At 71.7% G+C, this 17,350-nt stretch carries 15 protein-coding genes; 11 read left to right on the top strand and 4 right to left on the bottom strand.

What is annotated here, in order from left to right:
• Window positions 1-102: 102 nt before the first annotated feature.
• Both AB0G52_RS14750 and AB0G52_RS14745 read right to left on the bottom strand, forming a co-directional pair.
• The gene (locus AB0G52_RS14750; RefSeq protein WP_361336668.1) at window positions 103-1,074 is read right to left on the bottom strand and encodes an LLM class flavin-dependent oxidoreductase; all 972 of its coding nucleotides are present in this window, start codon (window positions 1,072-1,074) and stop codon (window positions 103-105) included.
• A gap of 58 nt (window positions 1,075-1,132) precedes the next feature.
• A complete protein-coding gene (locus tag AB0G52_RS14745) occupies window positions 1,133-2,605 on the bottom strand; it encodes a cytosine permease (protein WP_132889807.1) in 1,473 nt (490 codons plus the stop codon).
• Window positions 2,606-2,732: 127 nt separating this feature from the next.
• On the opposite strand from AB0G52_RS14745, the gene ftsY reads away from it, so the two are divergent.
• Window positions 2,733-3,926: a signal recognition particle-docking protein FtsY gene (gene ftsY / locus AB0G52_RS14740; protein WP_132889808.1), complete on the top strand. Its 1,194-nt coding sequence runs from the start codon at window positions 2,733-2,735 to the stop codon at window positions 3,924-3,926.
• 84 nt (window positions 3,927-4,010) lie between these two features.
• Here ftsY and AB0G52_RS14735 read toward each other — a convergent pair whose 3' ends face one another.
• A complete protein-coding gene (locus AB0G52_RS14735; protein ID WP_361336665.1) occupies window positions 4,011-4,667 on the bottom strand; it encodes a bifunctional DNA primase/polymerase in 657 nt (218 codons plus the stop codon).
• 456 nt (window positions 4,668-5,123) lie between these two features.
• Between AB0G52_RS14735 and AB0G52_RS14730 the strand changes: the two genes are divergently transcribed.
• The 5 genes from AB0G52_RS14730 (at window position 5,124) to ffh (ending at window position 12,789) form a co-directional block, all read left to right on the top strand.
• Window positions 5,124-6,611, top strand: a complete 1,488-nt coding sequence (locus AB0G52_RS14730; protein ID WP_132889810.1) for a hypothetical protein — start codon at window positions 5,124-5,126, stop codon at window positions 6,609-6,611.
• Window positions 6,612-6,954: 343 nt separating this feature from the next.
• Entirely contained in the window at window positions 6,955-8,292 is a 1,338-nt protein-coding gene (locus tag AB0G52_RS14725) for an ammonium transporter (RefSeq protein ID WP_132889811.1), read from the top strand.
• Entirely contained in the window at window positions 8,289-8,627 is a 339-nt protein-coding gene (locus AB0G52_RS14720) for a P-II family nitrogen regulator (RefSeq protein ID WP_003997576.1), read from the top strand. The genes AB0G52_RS14725 and AB0G52_RS14720 overlap by 4 nt, the downstream gene beginning before the upstream one ends.
• Before the next feature lie 38 nt (window positions 8,628-8,665).
• On the top strand, window positions 8,666-11,128 hold the full coding sequence (locus tag AB0G52_RS14715) for a [protein-PII] uridylyltransferase (protein WP_132889812.1): 2,463 nt from the start codon (window positions 8,666-8,668) through the stop codon (window positions 11,126-11,128).
• Window positions 11,129-11,238: 110 nt separating this feature from the next.
• Window positions 11,239-12,789, top strand: a complete 1,551-nt coding sequence (ffh, locus tag AB0G52_RS14710; RefSeq protein WP_361336663.1) for a signal recognition particle protein — start codon at window positions 11,239-11,241, stop codon at window positions 12,787-12,789.
• Window positions 12,790-12,867: 78 nt separating this feature from the next.
• Here the strand turns inward: ffh and AB0G52_RS14705 are convergent, their stop codons facing one another.
• Entirely contained in the window at window positions 12,868-13,731 is an 864-nt protein-coding gene (locus AB0G52_RS14705; RefSeq protein ID WP_361336661.1) for a class I SAM-dependent methyltransferase, read from the bottom strand.
• Between the two features lie 526 nt (window positions 13,732-14,257).
• Here AB0G52_RS14705 and AB0G52_RS14700 point away from each other — a divergent pair.
• The 5 genes from AB0G52_RS14700 to trmD all read left to right on the top strand — a co-directional run bounded on the left by AB0G52_RS14700 (window position 14,258) and on the right by trmD (window position 17,287).
• Window positions 14,258-14,854 (top strand): hypothetical protein, encoded by a 597-nt coding sequence (locus AB0G52_RS14700; protein WP_046727829.1) that lies wholly within the window; start codon window positions 14,258-14,260, stop codon window positions 14,852-14,854.
• A 282-nt stretch (window positions 14,855-15,136) separates the two neighbouring features.
• A complete protein-coding gene (rpsP, locus tag AB0G52_RS14695; protein WP_132889815.1) occupies window positions 15,137-15,556 on the top strand; it encodes a 30S ribosomal protein S16 in 420 nt (139 codons plus the stop codon).
• 5 nt (window positions 15,557-15,561) lie between these two features.
• Window positions 15,562-15,801 (top strand): RNA-binding protein, encoded by a 240-nt coding sequence (locus tag AB0G52_RS14690; RefSeq protein ID WP_003973401.1) that lies wholly within the window; start codon window positions 15,562-15,564, stop codon window positions 15,799-15,801.
• 106 nt (window positions 15,802-15,907) lie between these two features.
• Complete coding sequence (rimM, locus tag AB0G52_RS14685; RefSeq protein ID WP_132889816.1) at window positions 15,908-16,450, top strand: ribosome maturation factor RimM; 543 nt, start codon at window positions 15,908-15,910, stop codon at window positions 16,448-16,450.
• A gap of 3 nt (window positions 16,451-16,453) precedes the next feature.
• Window positions 16,454-17,287: a tRNA (guanosine(37)-N1)-methyltransferase TrmD gene (gene trmD / locus AB0G52_RS14680; RefSeq protein ID WP_132889817.1), complete on the top strand. Its 834-nt coding sequence runs from the start codon at window positions 16,454-16,456 to the stop codon at window positions 17,285-17,287.
• The last annotated feature ends 63 nt before the right edge of the window (window positions 17,288-17,350 follow it).

Genomic DNA, 17,350 nt, shown 5'->3' with positions numbered 1-17,350 from the left:
CCTATCCTCGTATCCCCCGTCGCCCCCGCCCGGTCACTGCCCGGGCGGGGGCGACGGCCGTTTTCCGTGCGGTGCCCGCCGCTCCCGGCGCGGCCGTGCCCCCTACGCGGACAGGGCCGGAAGCACTGTCTCGGTGAACAGCCGCAGGCTTCGCCAGCCCTCTTCCAAGGGCATGCCGCCCGCCAGCGGATGCAGCACCAGGTTGTCCAGGCCCGCCGCCACGCACTGCTCCGGAGTGAGGATGCGGTAGACGCCCTCCGCACGGAGTTCCGCCACCGTCGTCGCCGCCGAGCGCACCGCCGAGCGGATGTCCCCGGACTGCCAGGACGCGTAGGTGCGGGCCTCGTGCAGGAAGTGCTCCCCGTACCGCGCCCACGCCCGGTCCGGGTCCTCGGCGATGTGCAGGAGCGGTGTCTCGGCCGTCGGCATCATCGTCCAGCCCTCGGCGCCGTACTCGGTGAGCTTCTCCTTGTAGTACGCCTCCAGCTCCGGCAGGTGCGCGCTCGGGAAGAAGGGCAGGCCGAGCCGGGCCGCGCGGCGGGCGGCGGCCTTGGAGGAGCCGCCGACCAGCAGCAGGGGGTGCGGGTCGGTGAAGGGGCGCGGGGTGACCCGTACCGTACGGCCCCGGTACTCGAACTCCTCGCCGGTCCAGGCCCGCAGCACCGTCTCCAGCACCTCGTCCTGGATCCGCCCCCGGCGCTTCCAGTCCACGTCGAACAGGGCGTACTCCTCGGGCCGGTAGCCGATGCCGGCCACCGTCACCAGCCGCCCGCCGCTGAGCAGGTCGAGCACCGCGATGTCCTCCGCCAGCCGCAGCGGGTCGTGCAGCGGGCCGATCACCGCCGACACGGTCACCGCGATGGAGCGCGTGGCCCCGAACACCGCGCCCGCGAACGTGAACGGTGACGGCAGCCAGTTGTCGTCGACCCCGTGGTGTTCCTCGGTCTGCACCGTGGTGACGCCGTGTTCGTCGGCGTACGCGGCCATCTCCACGGCCGTCCGGTAACGGGCGCCCAGGGACGCGGCGTCGGCCCCGGGGTCGACGAGGTTGAAGCGAACGACCGAGACGGGCATGGGAGTTCCCCTTCACCTTGGCCGGGCTGGTGGTGCGGGGACAGTAGCTGACGCTACGTCAGACAGCCAGAGGCGCGGACTGCCCGGCCGAAGCCGGCACCACCGCCGGCTTCGGCAGCAGCGCGTACAGCAGGCCCGAGACGAGGATCGTCGCGACCCACCCGAGGCCGTACCGCCCGACGGGGTTGTCCGACGCGAGCGGGCCGGTGAACCACGCGGAGGAGGTGAACAGGAGGCCGGTCGCCAGGCCCAGCGCCCAGGCCGTGACGGCGGCGGGGGAGAAGCCCGCCCGGTACCAGTAGGCGCTGCTCGGCGTGGTGTCGAGCAGCGCGGTCGCGTCGTACTCCCGGCGGCGCAGCATGTCCATGCCGAACACGCCGACCCACGCCGAGAAGGCGACGGCCAGCAGCGACAGGAAGGCGACGAACGAGCCCATGAAGGAGGTCGCCGCCAGCATCAGGACGCCGCCGAGGACCAGCGAGATCACCGCGTTCACGGAGACCGCCCAGTGCCGGGGCAGGCGGAAGCCGAGGGTCTGCGCGGTGAAACCCGCCGAGTACATCGACATGGCGTTGATCAGCAGCATCCCCACCAGGGCGATGAGGAGGTAGGGCACCGCGAGCCAGAGCGGCAGGGCCGCGCCCAGGAAGGAGACCGGGTCGGTCGCCTTGGCGAGGTCCGGCGTGGACGACGCCATCACGGCCCCCATCAGGACCATCGGGAGGACGACGATCCCGGCGCCGCCGACCGTGTTGCGTACGATCGCCGCCGAGGACGCCGTACCCGGCAGGTACCGGGTGAAGTCCGGGGCGGCCGGCGCCCAGCTCATCCCGCCCGCCGCGATCAGCCCGACCCCGGTGACCATCGCCGCGGTCGGCCCCGCGCCCCGCCCGAGCACCCCGGCCCAGTCCGTCCGCACGACCAGATGGCCGAGGACCAGCAGGGAGAAGACGCCGAACAGCCAGGTCGCCCAGCGGTTGCAGCGCCGCACCGCCTTGATGCCCATGCCCGAGATCGCGAACGTGGTCAGGACGAAGAGAAGCAGGGTGGCGACGACCAGGGCGGTGTCGCTCCTGACCCCGAAGAGGATGTCCAGGACGGTCAGCAGCGCATAGGCGCCGGTCACCGCGTTGATCGTCTCCCAGCCCCAGCGCGCCACCCAGATCAGCGCGCCGGGCAGCAGGTTGCCCCGCTGGCCGAAGACCGCCCGGGACAGCGCCATGCCCGGTGCGCCGCCACGTCTGCCCGCGACACCGATCACCCCGACCAGGCCGTACGAGACGACCGGGGCGGCGGTGCCGACCACCAGGGCCTGCCAGAAGTTCAGCCCGAACGACACCGCGAGACCCGCGCCCATGGTCAGCAGCAGCACGCTGATGTTGGCGGCGATCCAGGTGGGCAGCAGTCCGCGGGGGGTCGCGGTGCGCTCGGAGTCGGGGACCGGTTCGAGGCCGCGGGTTTCGAGGCCGTGGTGCTCCAGTGACTCTTCGAGATGTTCGAGGGCGCCATCGTGGTGGGCGGTGGTGCTCATGGTCAGCCATCGTACGTTAGTCCGACGAATACCCCCAAAAGGTGCATCCTGCTTCGGGGAATCGTCCAGGACTTCCTCGCGGGGGAACAAAGTCCGCCACGGGGGAGGGATGGATACTGGACGCGTTATGGAAACCGTCATCCTTGCTGTAGTCATCGCCGTGGTCGTGCTCGGTGCGCTCGGCGGGCTCGTCGTCGGCAGCCGGCGCAAGAAGTCGCTGCCCCCGCCGCCCCCCGCCGCCCCCGACATCACCGCGCCCCCGGCCGAGCCGCACGTCGGCGACGAGGCCGAGACGCCGCGCGACGAACCGCGCCGGACGATAGAGGAGGTCGATCTTCCCGGCGGCCCGGCTCCCGTCGTCGTCGAGGAGCCCCCGGCTCCCGAGATCGAGATCCCCGAGCCCACCGCCGGCCGCCTGGTCCGCCTCCGCGCCCGGCTCTCCCGCTCCCAGAACGCCCTCGGCAAGGGGCTGCTCACGCTGCTGTCGCGCGAGCACCTCGACGACGAGACCTGGGAGGAGATCGAGGACACCCTGCTCACCGCCGACGTCGGTGTGCAGCCCACCACGGAACTGGTCGAGCGGCTGCGCGAGCGCGTCAAGGTGCTCGGCACCCGCACCCCCGACGAGCTGCGCGGCCTGCTCCGCGAGGAGCTGCTCAAGCTGGTCGGCACCGACCTCGACCGCACGGTCAAGACCGAGCCCGCCGACCGCAAGCCCGGCATCGTGATGGTCGTCGGCGTCAACGGCACCGGCAAGACCACCACCACCGGCAAGCTCGCCCGCGTGCTCGTCGCCGACGGCCGTACCGTGGTCCTCGGTGCCGCCGACACCTTCCGGGCCGCCGCCGCCGACCAGCTCCAGACCTGGGGCGAGCGGGTCGGCGCCCACACCGTGCGCGGCCCCGAGGCCGGCGACCCCGCCTCCGTCGCCTTCGACGCGGTGAAGGAGGGCAAGGAGATGGGCGTCGACGTGGTGCTCATCGACACCGCCGGACGGCTGCACACCAAGACCGGCCTGATGGACGAGCTGGGCAAGGTCAAGCGGGTCGTCGAGAAGCACGCCCCGCTGGACGAGGTGCTGCTCGTCCTCGACGCCACCACCGGGCAGAACGGCCTGGTCCAGGCCCGGGTGTTCGCCGAGGTGGTGGACATCAGCGGCATCGTGCTCACCAAGCTGGACGGCACCGCCAAGGGCGGCATCGTGATCGCGGTCCAGCGCGAACTGGGGGTCCCGGTCAAGCTCATCGGCCTCGGCGAGGGCGCGGACGACCTGGCCCCGTTCGAGCCGGAGGCGTTCGTTGACGCCCTTATCGGCGAGTAGCAGGGGGGTAGATTCACCCCCAGGCGTGAGAAGCGCCCGTTCCCGAGGTGCAGTCGGGGGCGGGCGCTTCGGTCTCTGTACGCCCTAGGCCCGCGACCGGTGCGCCACGTAGGCCAGTGTCCCGAGCAGCAGCCGGGCGGCGGGCGGCCGCGTCGCCGAGTCCAGGGCCGGCGGCCGCAGCCAGCGCACCGGGCCCAGGCCGCCCCGGTCCGACGGCGGCGCGGTGATGTACGCGCCGGAGCCGAGGCCGCGCAGGTCGAGGGAGGCCGGGTCGTCCCAGCCCATGCGGTAGAGCAGCTCGGGAAGCTCGGCGGCGGCGCCGGGGGCGACGAAGAAGTGGGCGCGGCCCTCCGGGGTGGCGGTGACCGGCCCGAGCGGCAGGCCCATGCGCTCCAGGCGGACCAGGGCGCGGCGCCCGGCGGCCTCGGCGACCTCGACGACGTCGAACGCGCGGCCGACCGGCAGCAGCACCGCCGCGCCGGGGAACTCGCCCCAGGCCTTGGTGACCTCGTCGAGCGTGGCGCCCGCGGGTACCTCGGGCGCGAAGTCCAGCGGATGCGCTCCCGGGGCGGGGCAGTCCGCGTGCCCGCAGGAGCACGCGCCGCCGGCGGCCCGGGCGCCCGGCACCACGTCCCAGCCCCACAGTCCGGTGAACTCGGCGACGGCGGTGCAGTCCGATGCACGGCCGCGTCGGCGTGTGCCGGAGCGGATCTCGCGAATGCCGCCGATCGTGAAGCCCATGCCCCCTCCAACGGGTCCGGCGCGCCGGTGGTTACGACACGGAACGGGATGAGAACGGAACGTGACGCTACGGTTCCGCCTCCCCCTTCGCCCGCACGGTCAAGGCAGCGCCCCGAAGCACCCCGGGTGGTGCGTCCAGGGGCACGCGCCCCCGAATGCACCGTTCCGCCAACTCCTGGCCGTCCTATGTCAAGTGAATCGCGCCAGGGGCATCGTGAGTTCATTCGAAGGGGTGGCGAATGGTGGCGTTTCCGGGATCGCCGTGGCCGGACCAGTGATCGTAGGATTACTTTGTGTGCACGAGGCCTGGGGGCACATGCTCTCCTGGGTATGCCGGAGGCAACTCGGGATCCCGTTCGAAGGGTGAGAACCGCCGACGGACGGCCGTATTTACCGGCATTCTGATAGGGCTTGGCGCATCCGGCACCAAGTGGTCTCAGGGATGGGGGCGTTCCAGTGGGCGGCAACGGCGGAAGCGGGGCGACCGCGACCAGCACGGACAAGCGCCCCAATGAGCTGCTCAACTCGTGGTTCGTGCGCAGTGGCTGGTCGAAGGGCGAGCTGGCGCGGCAAGTGAACCGCAGGGCACGTCAGTTGGGGGCCAACCACATCTCGACGGACACGTCCAGGGTGCGTCGCTGGCTCGACGGGGAGAACCCGCGCGAGCCGATCCCCAGGATCCTCTCCGAGCTGTTCTCCGAGCGGTTCGGCTGTGTCGTCCCGGTCGAGGACCTCGGTCTGCGGGCCGCCCGCCAGTCACCCTCCGCGACCGGCGTCGACCTGCCCTGGACGGGCCCTCAGACGGTGGCCCTGCTCAGCGAGTTCTCGCGCAGCGACCTGATGCTGGCGCGGCGCGGCTTCCTCGGAACCTCGCTGGTCCTGTCGGCGGGGCCGTCCCTCATCGAGCCCATGCAGCGCTGGCTGGTCCCCGCCCCGGGCGGCCCGCAGCAGACGGCCGCAGCACCGGCGGTCGAGTCCCGCCGCCCCGGCCGCCTCTCCCAACCCGAGCTGGAGCTGCTGGAGTCCACCACGGTGATGTTCCGGCAGTGGGACGCCCAGTGCGGCGGCGGACTGCGCCGCAAGGCGGTCGTCGGCCAGCTGCACGAGGTCACCGACCTGCTCCAGGAACCCCAGTCCGAGCCCACCTCCCGCAAGCTCTTCCAGGTCGCCGCCGAACTCGCCGAGCTGGCCGGCTGGATGTCGTACGACGTCGGGCTCCAGCCCACCGCGCAGAAGTACTTCGTGCTCGCCCTGCACGCGGCCAAGGAGGCCGGCGACAAGCCGCTCGGCTCGTACGTGCTCTCCAGCATGAGCCGCCAGATGATCCACCTCGGCCGGCCCGACGACGCCCTGGAGCTGATCCACCTCGCCCAGTACGGCAGCCGGGACTGCGCCAGCCCGCGCACCCAGGCGATGCTGTATGCGATGGAGGCCCGCGCCTACGCCAACATGGGCCAGCCCGGCAAGTGCAAGCGGGCCGTCCGGATGGCCGAGGACACCTTCGCCGAGGCCGACGAGTGGGACGACCCGGACCCGGACTGGATCCGCTTCTTCTCCGAGGCCGAGCTCTACGGGGAGAACTCGCACTCCTTCCGTGACCTCGCCTACGTCGCGGGCCGCAGCCCCACCTACGCCTCCCTGGCCGAGCCCCTGATGCAGCGGGCGGTGGAGCTGTTCGCCAAGGACGCCGAGCACCAGCGGTCGTACGCACTGAACCTGATCGGCATGGCCACCGTGCACCTGCTGCGGGGCGAGCCCGAGCAGAGCACGGTGCTGGCCGCCGAGGCCCTGGGCATCGCCAAGAAGGTGCGCTCGGAGCGTGTGAACACTCGTATCCGAAAGACGGTCGACTCGGCCGTCCGCGACTACGGCGACCTGGCGGCGGTCGTCGACCTCACCGAGCAGCTCGCCGCCGACCTGCCGGAGACCGCCGAGGCGGTCTGAACCCCGGCGACCCCAAGACCCCGGCCGCGGCCGGCCCTCCCGAACTGCCCGACTCGGCTCCCCCATGCCAGGTCATTCGGAAGGCCACCGCGGCCGGCTCTGTTCCGCCCGGAGACCTCCGAGGGAAGGTTGCGTCACGATAACGATCCCGGAGTCGGACATCTCGTAGTTCATCGACGCGTAACACGCAGGGCGCCTTCGTCACCCCGGCGAAACAACGAGGGGCTTCCACGGAAACCGCGCTGCGCCAATCTCATGGCGCATAACCGGCCCACCCCCCGCTTCACCGGACCTCTCACGCTCCGACCCGCACGGGGCCGTACCGACCGACGAGGAGACGCCGATGGCATCAGCCGCCATCACGCTAGCCGCGGAGGCACCCAAGCTGTCCTCCGCGAACACGGGCTTCATGCTCATCTGTTCCGCCCTGGTGCTGCTCATGACGCCGGGCCTCGCCTTCTTCTACGGCGGCATGGTCCGCGTCAAGAGCACCCTGAACATGCTGATGATGAGCTTCGTCAGCATCGGGATCGTCACCATCCTGTGGGTGCTCTACGGCTTCTCCCTGGCCTTCGGCTCCAGCAACGGCTTCATCGGCTACGACTCCCACTGGCTGGGCATGAGCAACGTCGGGCTGACGGAGCTCTGGCCCGGATACACGATCCCGATCTTCGTCTTCATGGTCTTCCAGATGATGTTCGCGGTCATCACCCCGGCCCTGATAAGCGGCGCCATCGCGGACCGCGTGAAGTTCTCGGCCTGGGCGCTCTTCGTCGCCCTGTGGCTCACGATCGTCTACGTCCCGGTCGCCCACTGGGTGTGGGGCGCCGACGGCTGGGCCTTCAAGCTCGGCGTGATCGACTTCGCCGGTGGTACCGCGGTCCACATCAACGCCGGCGCCGGCGCCCTCGGCGTCATCCTGGTCATCGGCAAGCGCGTCGGCTTCAAGAAGGACCCGATGCGCCCGCACAGCCTCCCGCTGGTCATGCTCGGCGCGGGTCTCCTGTGGTTCGGCTGGTTCGGCTTCAACGCCGGCTCCTGGCTCGGCAACGACGACGGCGTCGGGGCGCTGATGTTCGTCAACACGCAGGTCGCCACCGCCGCCGCCATGCTGGCCTGGCTCGCCTACGAGAAGATCCGGCACGGCGCGTTCACCACGCTCGGTGCCGCCTCCGGCGCGGTCGCCGGCCTGGTCGCGATCACCCCGTCCGGTGGCGCCGTCTCCCCGCTCGGCGCGATCGCCGTCGGTGTCATCGCCGGTGTCGCCTGCGCCGCCGCGGTCAGCCTGAAGTTCAAGTTCGGCTTCGACGACTCCCTCGACGTGGTCGGCGTCCACATGGTCGGCGGCATCATCGGCTCCCTGCTCATCGGCTTCTTCGCCACCGGCAAGGGCCAGTCCACCGCGACCGGCGTCTTCTACGGCGACCACTCCTTCACCCAGCTGTGGAAGCAGTGCGCCGGTGTCGGCGCGGTCCTCGCCTACTCCCTGGTCGCCTCGGCGGTCCTCGCCTTCCTCCTCGACAAGACCATCGGCATGCGGGTCACCGAGGACGAGGAGATCTCCGGCATCGACCAGGCCGAGCACGCCGAGACTGCATACGACTTCAGCGGCGCGGGCGGCGGTGTCGTCGGCTCCGTGACCGCGGCCCTGGCCGGCACCAGCAAGAAGGTGGACGCATGAAGCTCATCACCGCCGTCGTGAAGCCCCACCGGCTCGACGAGATCAAGGAGGCCCTGCAGGCCTTCGGCGTCCACGGCCTCACGGTCACCGAGGCCAGCGGATACGGTCGGCAGCGCGGCCACACCGAGGTCTACCGTGGTGCCGAGTACACGGTCGACCTGGTACCCAAGATCCGCATCGAGGTACTGGCCGAGGACGACGACGCCGAGCAGCTGATCGACGTCATCGTCAAGGCCGCCCGTACCGGCAAGATCGGCGACGGCAAGGTCTGGTCGCTGCCGGTCGAGACCGCCGTACGGGTCCGCACGGGCGAGCGCGGCCCGGACGCGCTGTAGAACAGAACCACCATCTGCATACAGGCAGGAGTCGCCGGGTGACGGGTACGGATGTGCGCAACGACGCAGAGGACACGGGACCCAGCGGCTACGCGGCGGCCCGGCTGCGCCTCCTCACCGAGGGGGCGCGGTCCGGGCCGCCGCGCCGTACCGCCCTCGCCGAACTGACCGACGCATGGCTGACCGGGCTGTTCGCGGCGGCCACCGAGGGGATCAGGGGCGGCGTCTCCCTCGTCGCCGTCGGCGGCTACGGCCGCGGCGAGCTCTCCCCGCGCAGCGACCTGGACCTCCTGCTGCTGCACGACGGCGGCGACCCCGGCGCGGTGGCCGCGGTCGCCGACCGGCTCTGGTACCCCGTCTGGGACCTCGGCCTCGCCCTCGACCACTCCGTCCGCACGCCGGCCGAGGCCCGCAAGACCGCCGGTGAGGACCTCAAGGTCCAGCTCGGTCTCCTCGACGCCCGGCACATCGCCGGCGACCTCGGCCTCACCTCGGGACTGCGCACCGCGATCCTCGCCGACTGGCGCAACCAGGCACCCAAACGCCTCCTGGAACTCCAGGAGCTGTGCGCGGAGCGCGCCGAACGCCAGGGCGAACTCCAGTACCTGCTGGAACCGGACCTGAAGGAGGCCCGCGGCGGCCTGCGCGACGCCACCGCGCTGCGCGCCGTCGCCGCCTCCTGGGTGGCCGACGCCCCCCGCGCGGGCCTCGCCGACGCCCGCCGACGCCTCCTCGACGTCCGCGACGCCCTGCACCTGGCGACAGGGCGCGCGACCGACCGGCTCGCCCTCCAGGAACAGGACCAGGTCGCCGCCGAGCTGGGCCTCCTCGACGCCGACACCCTGCTGCGCCAGGTCTACGAGTCCGCCCGCGTCATCTCGTACGCCAGCGACGTCACCTGGCGTGAGGTGGGGCGCGTGCTGCGCTCACGCGCCGTCCGGCCGCGGCTGCGCGCCATGCTCGGCGGCGGCAAACCCGTCCCCGAGCGTTCCCCGCTCGCCGAAGGGGTGGTGGAACAGGACGGCGAGGTGGTGCTCGCCCGCGCCGCACGCCCCGAACGCGACCCGGTGCTCCCGCTGCGTGCCGCGGCCGCCGCGGCCCAGGCCGGCCTCCCGCTCTCCCTGCACGCCGTCCGCCGCATGGCGGAGACCGTCCGCCCCCTGCCCGCCCCCTGGCCCGCCGAGGCCCGCGAACTGCTGGTCACGCTCCTGGGCTCCGGCCGGCCGACGGTCGACGTCTGGGAGGCCCTGGAGGCCGAGGGCCTGATCACCGGCCTGCTCCCCGACTGGGAGCGGGTGCGCTGCCGCCCGCAGCGCAACGCCGTGCACATCTGGACCGTCGACCGGCACCTCATCGAGACCGCCGTGCGCGCCTCCGAGTTCACCCGCCGCGTCCACCGCCCCGACCTGCTCCTGGTCGCCGCCCTGCTGCACGACATCGGCAAGGGCTGGCCCGGCGACCACTCCGTGGCGGGCGAGATCATCGCCAAGGACGTGGCGGCCAGGATCGGCTTCGACCGCGCGGACGTGGCCGTGCTGGCCACCCTCGTACGCCACCACCTGCTGCTCGTCGAGACCGCCACCCGCCGCGACCTGGAGGACCCGGCCACCCTCCGGCTCGTCGCCCAGGCCGTCGGCAGCCAGGGCACCCTGGAACTGCTGCACGCGCTCACCGAGGCGGACGCCCTGGCCACCGGCCCGGCCGCCTGGTCCTCCTGGCGCGGCTCCCTCGTCGCCGACCTGGTCAAGCGGGTCTCCGCGGTCCTCGCCGGGGACACCGCCGACGAACCCGAGCCGGCCGCGCCCACGGCCGAGCAGGAGCGGCTCGCCATCGAGGCGTTCCGCACCGGCGGCCCGGTGCTGGCCCTGCGCGCCCAGACCGAGCCGGCGGCCACCGACGACGAGCCGGCCGGCGACCCGGAACCGCTCGGCGTGGAGCTGCTCATCGCCGTACCCGACCAGCCCGGCGTCCTGCCCGCCGTCTCCGGGGTGCTGGCCGTGCACCGCCTCACGGTCCGCACGGCCGAACTGCGCACCCTGCGGCTCCCGGCCGACGTCGACGACGGCGACGGCACGGTGCTGCTCCTCGACTGGCGGGTGGCGGCCGAGTACGGATCGCTGCCGCAGGCCGCCCGGCTGCGGGCCGACCTGGTACGGGCGCTGGACGGCTCGCTCGACATCGCGGGACGCCTCGCCGAGCGGGACGCGGCCTACCCGAGGCGCCGCGGCCGGTCGGCGCCGCCGCCGCGCGTGACGGTGGCCTCGGCGGCCTCCCGGCACGCGACGGTCTTCGAGGTGCGCGCCCAGGACGCGCCCGGGCTGCTGTTCCGGATCGGGCACGCGCTGGAGAAGTCGGGTGTGCGGGTGCGCAGCGCCCACGTGTCCACGCTGGGCTCGAACGCCGTGGACGCCTTCTACGTGACCTCGGCCGCCGGGACCCCGCTGCCGGGCGAGGAGGCGGCCTCGGTGGCCCGGGCGCTGGAGGAGACCCTGCGGGCCTGACCCCGCGGGTCCGGCCGGCCGGTCGCGCACGGCGGGGAAGACTTCCTTGCGCGGCCGGATACCCTGGAGGGCAGCCCAGACTGTCGCCTACGCCGAGGACCGACGCAGCCGTGTTCGATACCCTTTCTGATCGCCTCTCAGCCACTTTCAAGTCCCTCAGGGGCAAGGGGCGGCTCAGCGAGGCGGACATCGACGCCGTGGCGCGGGAGATCCGCATCGCGCTGCTCGAAGCGGACGTGGCCCTGCCGGTCGTGCGGGCGTTCATCAAGAACGTCAAGGAGCGTGCCCTCGGCGCCGAGGTCTCGCGTTCGATGAACCCGGCCCAGCAGGTCCTGCTGATCGTGAAGGACGAGCTCGTCACGATCCTCGGTGGCGAGACGCGGCGGCTGCGGTTCGCCAAGACGCCGCCGAGCGTGATCATGCTGGCCGGTCTGCAGGGTGCCGGTAAGACCACCCTCGCGGGCAAGCTCGGCCGCTGGCTGAAGGAGCAGGGCCACTCGCCGGTCCTGGTCGCGGCCGACCTCCAGCGCCCCAACGCCGTCAACCAGCTGAGCGTCGTCGCCGAGCGCGCCGGTGTCGCCGTCTACGCCCCGGAGCCCGGCAACGGCGTCGGCGACCCGGTCAAGGTCGCCAAGGACTCCATCGAGTTCGCCAAGCAGAAGGTCCACGACATCGTGATCGTGGACACCGCCGGCCGTCTCGGTGTCGACCAGGACATGATGCAGCAGGCCGCGGACATCCGGGACGCGGTCTCGCCGGACGAGATCCTCTTCGTCGTCGACGCCATGATCGGTCAGGACGCCGTCACCACCGCCGAGGCCTTCCGCGACGGCGTCGGCTTCGACGGCGTGGTCCTGTCCAAGCTGGACGGTGACGCCCGCGGTGGTGCCGCCCTGTCGATCCGCCAGGTCACCGGCAAGCCGATCATGTTCGCGTCGAGCGGCGAGAAGCTCGAGGACTTCGACGCGTTCCACCCTGACCGGATGGCCTCCCGCATCCTCGACCAGGGTGACCTGCTCACCCTGCTCGAGCAGGCCGGGAAGGTGTTCGACCAGGAAGAGGCCGAGAAGATGGCCTCCAAGCTGGCGTCCAAGAAGGGCCAGGACTTCACCCTGGACGACTTCCTGGCCCAGATGGAGCAGGTCAGGAAGATGGGCAGCATCAGCAAGCTGCTCGGCATGCTGCCCGGCATGGGCCAGATCAAGGACCAGATCAACAACCTGGACGAGCGGGACGTCGACCGCACCGCCGCCATCATCAAGTCGATGACCCCCGGCGAGCGCCAGGACCCGACCATCATCAACGGCTCCCGGCGCGCCCGGATCGCCCGTGGTTCGGGCGTCGAGGTCAGCGCGGTGAAGAACCTCGTCGAGCGGTTCTTCGAGGCCCGCAAGATGATGTCCCGCATGGCCCAGGGCGGCGGGATCCCCGGTATGCCGGGCATCCCGGGCATGGGCGGCGGCCCCGGCCGACAGCGCAAGCAGCAGAAGCAGGCCAAGGGCAAGCAGCGCTCCGGCAACCCGATGAAGCGCAAGCAGCAGGAGCTGGAGGCGGCCCAGCGGCGCGAGGCCGCCGCCCAGGGCGGTAACGCCTTCGGGATGCCGCAGCAGGGCGCGGACGACTTCGAGCTGCCGGACGAGTTCAAGAAGTTCATGGGCTGAGTCCACCGTGCGGGCGCCGACGGCCGCCGTGCCCTTCCGGCGCCCGTTCACGGGGGCGGAGGCGGTCCGAGCGGAGCGTCAGCGCACCCGCGCGATCAGGTACCGGAAGACATTCGGCATCCACACCGTGCCGTCCGCGCGAAGGTACGGCTGGAGCGCCTCGACCAGTTCCTTGCCGACCCGCTCCTCGTCGGCGGCCGCGATCCCCGCGTCGAACAGTCCGGTCGACAGCAACCCCCGCACCGCGTTGTCCGCGTCGGCGTAGCCGAACGGGCAGGACACCCGCCCGGAACCGTCGATCCGCAGACCGGCCCGCCCGGCGACCTCCTCCAGGTCGTCCCGGCGGGCCGGACGCCAACAGCCCGTACTGCGCAAAGGATCGGCCAACTTGGCGGCCACCCGCAGTACGGACGCGGTCGCGCAGCGTTCCGGCGGACCCCAGCCGGCCAGCACCACGGCCGCCCCGTGGGCCGCCGCCGGGACCGCCTCGGCGAGCAGGTCACCGAGCCGCTCGGCGTCACCGGCCAGGCAGCCGATCGGCTCGAAGGCGGTGATCAGGTTGTACGCGGGTGCCTGCGCGTCGGCCGCGTCCCGGGGCGAGCCCTGGACGATCCGGGCGCCGCGGCCACGCGCGCGTGCCCCCGTGGCGGGGTCGGGCAGCAGCCGTTCACGGGCGAGGGCGAGCCGTTCGGGAGAGGAGTCGACCCCGGTCACCGCGGCTCCTCTGGCCGCCGCCATCAGCAGGGCGAGACCGGAACCGCAGCGCAGGCCGAGCAGCCGCGTGGCCGGGCCCACTTCGAGTCGCTCGTGGACGGTCTCGTAGAGCGGCACCAGCATCCGCTCCTGGATCTCGGACCAGTCACGCGCGCGTGCGCCCAGGTTCACGCGGGGGGTGGAGCCCGCGTGAGAAGGAGGCTGGTGCCGCACGAGCGTAGGTGTCATAGGTAAGCGCCCCAATCCGCCGAGAGATACGCACTGACCGATTCCGTGGCCCCCGTGCCGTGCGCTCGCACTTCCCACCTATGCCACATAACTCCGGGCTCGCGGTGGCGTCCAGAGGTCGCGGGACCCCGCTTGTGCATGGACTATGACTGTGGCGAGATTTCACGTCCCGGCAACGTGGGGCTCTACCATCGGACCCACGAGACGGTGGTTCTGGCCATGGTCGGGCCCCGAGTAACGTCCGCTTCGCCGGGCACGCTGACAGAAGTGGCGTCCTTCGCCACGAGAGCGGCCGAAACGCGTCTTGCGCAGCCACCGACCATCGCCGCCCCGGCGCTCGGCCCGTGGGTACGCGCCGGGGCGTACGTCGGACTACGCACCGGCTTGGGGGGAGCTGTGAGGCTTCTCCGCAGATCAGCGCACCCGTACTCGTCTCCACGCATCAGCGGCAACTGACGGGTACGTGCAAATTATTTGGGATGCCCCGGAATAGGAACACAGCGGCACCCCCGCTCGTTGTCATTACGTGAGCACGACACAGACACCACCTGTCCTCGCCGCAGAGCTGGCGCAGGCGTGGGCCGACATTCAGCGGTACCACCCCGAGCTGCCGGACCTTGCCGCGCCAGAGTCCCTGATCGGGGAGTCGTCGTCCGCGTGCGGTCACGAACTCTCCTTCGAACGGCTGCTCCATGAGGCAGTCCACGGCATCGCCGCCTCCCGCGGAGTCCGCGACACCTCACGGGCCGGCCGCTACCACAACCGCCGATTCCTGGCGATCGCCGAGGAACTGGGCCTGGACCACCCCGACGAGCCGCATCCCAGCAGCGGCTTCTCGCTGGTCTCGCTCAACCCCGAGGCGAAGCGCCGCTACCGCCCGACCATCGAGAGACTGCAACGCGCCCTCAAGGCGCACACGGTGGCCACCTCCGCCGACACCACCCGCACCTTCCGCGGCCCGGCCGCCCGCCACGGGTCCTCCGGCGGCGGCGTCCGGGTCAAGGCGGTGTGCGACTGCGGCCGCAACGTGCGGGTGGTCCCGTCGGTCCTGGCCCAGGCGCCCATCGTGTGCGGCGGCTGCGGCAAGCCGTTCCGCATCCCGGAGGTCGTCGGCGCGGCGTAGGACGCGGCTGCTCGTGGCAGCCGCGGCCGTCGCCGCACCGTGATGCCGGTCAGCGCACCCGACGTACCACCACCTCCACGCCGGGTGCGTTCTCGGCGTGCCCTCGTACGGCCGCCGGACGGAGCGGCCCGCGGGGTGTGGCACAATGGCTAGCTGTACTCGACAGTCGCACAGGACCCCTCTCTCCTCCGGCTGACGCGTCCATCGGGCACTCGGGTACCGCAACCCCACGCGGCAGTCTCGCCGTGCCCAACCACGTCAAAACCAGGAGAATCCACTCCCGTGGCAGTCAAGATCAAGCTGAAGCGTCTGGGCAAGATCCGTTCGCCTCACTACCGCATCGTCGTCGCCGACTCCCGCACCCGCCGTGACGGCCGTGCGATCGAGGAGATCGGCAAGTACCACCCGACCTACAACCCGTCGGTCATCGAGGTGGACGCCGACCGCGTGGCGTACTGGCTCGGCGTCGGCGCCCAGCCGACCGAGCCCGTGCTCGCCATCCTGAAGAAGACCGGCGACTGGCAGAAGTTCAAGGGCGAGCCCGCCCCGGCGCCGCTGCTCGTCGCCGAGCCGAAGTCGACCCGTCCGTCGTTCGAGGCGCTCGGCGGTGACGACGAGGGCAAGGGTGAGGCGATCACCCAGAAGAAGAAGGCTGAGAAGAAGGACGAGGCGGCTGCCGAGTCCGAGTCGACCGAGGCCTGAGCACCATGCTCGAAGAGGCGCTTGAGCACCTCGTGAAGGGCATCGTCGACAACCCTGACGATGTGCAGGTCGCCTCGCGCAACCTGCGTCGCGGGCGCGTGCTGGAGGTCCGGGTGCACCCCGACGACCTCGGCAAGGTGATCGGCCGCAACGGCCGTACCGCGCGTGCCCTGCGCACCGTCGTGGGCGCCATCGGCGGCCGCGGTGTCCGCGTCGACCTCGTCGACGTGGACCACGTCCGCTGACGCTTTATCGCAACCGGCTCGGGCCGGGGAGGGCCGCCGGCCGTCCCCGGCCCGCAGTCGTATGAGCGCAGTCGTATGAGCAGGGAATGACAGGAGACCAGGCACAGTGCAGCTCGTAGTCGCACGGATCGGCCGCGCCCACGGCATCAAGGGCGAGGTCACCGTGGAGGTACGCACCGACGAACCCGAGCTCAGGCTCGCCCCCGGCGCCGTGCTCGCCACCGATCCCGCCGGCGTGGGACCGCTCACCATCGAGACGGGCCGCGTGCACAGCGGCCGTCTGCTGCTGCGCTTCGAGGGCGTCAAGGACCGCACCGGCGCCGAGGCCCTGCGCAACACCCTGCTGATCGCCGAGATCGACCCGGAGGAACTGCCCGAGGGCGAGGACGAGTACTACGACCACCAGCTCATGGACCTGGACGTGGTCACCGAGGACGGCACCGAGGTCGGCCGGATCACCGAGATCTCGCACCTGCCCTCCCAGGACCTGTTCATCGTGGAGCGTCCTGACGGCACCGAGGTGATGATCCCCTTCGTGCAGGAGATCGTCGTCGAGATCGACCTGGAGGAGCAGAAGGCGGTCATCGCGCCGCCGCCCGGTCTGATCGACGACCGGGCCGAGATCGCGTCCTCGCGGGAAGAGGCGTAAGAGATGCGCCTCGACGTCGTCACGATCTTCCCCGAGTACCTGGAACCGCTGAACGTCTCGCTGGTCGGCAAGGCACGCGCGCGGGGCCGGCTCGACGTCCACGTGCACGATCTGCGGGCCTGGACGTACGACCGCCACAACACCGTCGACGACACCCCGTACGGCGGCGGGCCCGGCATGGTCATGAAGACCGAGCCCTGGGGCGACGCCCTCGACACCGCGCTCGCCGACGGCTACGAGACCGGCTCGCACACCCCCGCGCTGATCGTGCCCACCCCGAGCGGCCGCCCCTTCACCCAGGAACTCGCCGTCGAACTCTCCGAACGGCCCTGGCTGATCTTCACGCCGGCCCGCTACGAGGGCATCGACCGGCGCGTCATGGACGAGTACGCGACCCGGATACCGGTGTACGAGGTGTCCATCGGCGACTACGTGCTCGCCGGCGGCGAGGCGGCGGTCCTGGTGATCACCGAGGCGGTGGCCCGGCTGCTGCCCGGCGTCCTCGGCAACGCCGAGTCGCACCGGGACGACTCCTTCGCCCCCGGCGCGATGGCCAACCTCCTGGAGGGACCCGTCTACACCAAGCCGCCCGTCTGGCGTGGCCGGGAGATCCCCGAGGTGCTGCTCAGCGGCCACCACGGCAGGATCGCCCGCTGGCGCCGCGACGAGGCGCTGCGGCGGACGGCCGCCCACCGGCCCGACCTGATCGAGCGTTGCGAACCCGAGGCCTTCGACAAGAAGGACCGCGAGATGCTCTCCATCCTGGGCTGGGCCCCGGACCCGCAGGGCGCCCCCCACGGCCGATTTTGGCGCAGGCCACAGGCCGTGGAAGAATAGACCGCTGTTGTGCGTCCGTCCGGCGTGCGCCCCTGCCGCAGGGGGACACGACGCCCGCCCCGA

This window comes from Streptomyces sp. NPDC021562, from assembly GCF_040640875.1.
Lineage (GTDB): Bacteria > Actinomycetota > Actinomycetes > Streptomycetales > Streptomycetaceae > Streptomyces.
The sequence above is the reverse complement of the archived record's forward strand: the minus strand, read 5'-3'. Positions and strand labels throughout refer to the sequence as shown.

Excerpts from the sequence above, each read along its gene's own strand:
- AB0G52_RS14745 (WP_132889807.1), bottom strand. The coding sequence starts at position 2,605 with ATGAGCACCACCGCCCACCACGATGGCGCCCTCGAACATCTCGAAGAG.
- ftsY (WP_132889808.1), top strand. The coding sequence starts at position 2,733 with ATGGAAACCGTCATCCTTGCTGTAGTCATCGCCGTGGTCGTGCTCGGT.
- AB0G52_RS14750 (WP_361336668.1), bottom strand. The coding sequence starts at position 1,074 with ATGCCCGTCTCGGTCGTTCGCTTCAACCTCGTCGACCCCGGGGCCGAC.
- AB0G52_RS14705 (WP_361336661.1), bottom strand. The coding sequence starts at position 13,731 with ATGACACCTACGCTCGTGCGGCACCAGCCTCCTTCTCACGCGGGCTCC.
- AB0G52_RS14725 (WP_132889811.1), top strand. The coding sequence starts at position 6,955 with ATGGCATCAGCCGCCATCACGCTAGCCGCGGAGGCACCCAAGCTGTCC.
- trmD (WP_132889817.1), top strand. The coding sequence starts at position 16,454 with ATGCGCCTCGACGTCGTCACGATCTTCCCCGAGTACCTGGAACCGCTG.
- AB0G52_RS14720 (WP_003997576.1), top strand. The coding sequence starts at position 8,289 with ATGAAGCTCATCACCGCCGTCGTGAAGCCCCACCGGCTCGACGAGATC.
- AB0G52_RS14690 (WP_003973401.1), top strand. The coding sequence starts at position 15,562 with ATGCTCGAAGAGGCGCTTGAGCACCTCGTGAAGGGCATCGTCGACAAC.
- AB0G52_RS14735 (WP_361336665.1), bottom strand. The coding sequence starts at position 4,667 with ATGGGCTTCACGATCGGCGGCATTCGCGAGATCCGCTCCGGCACACGC.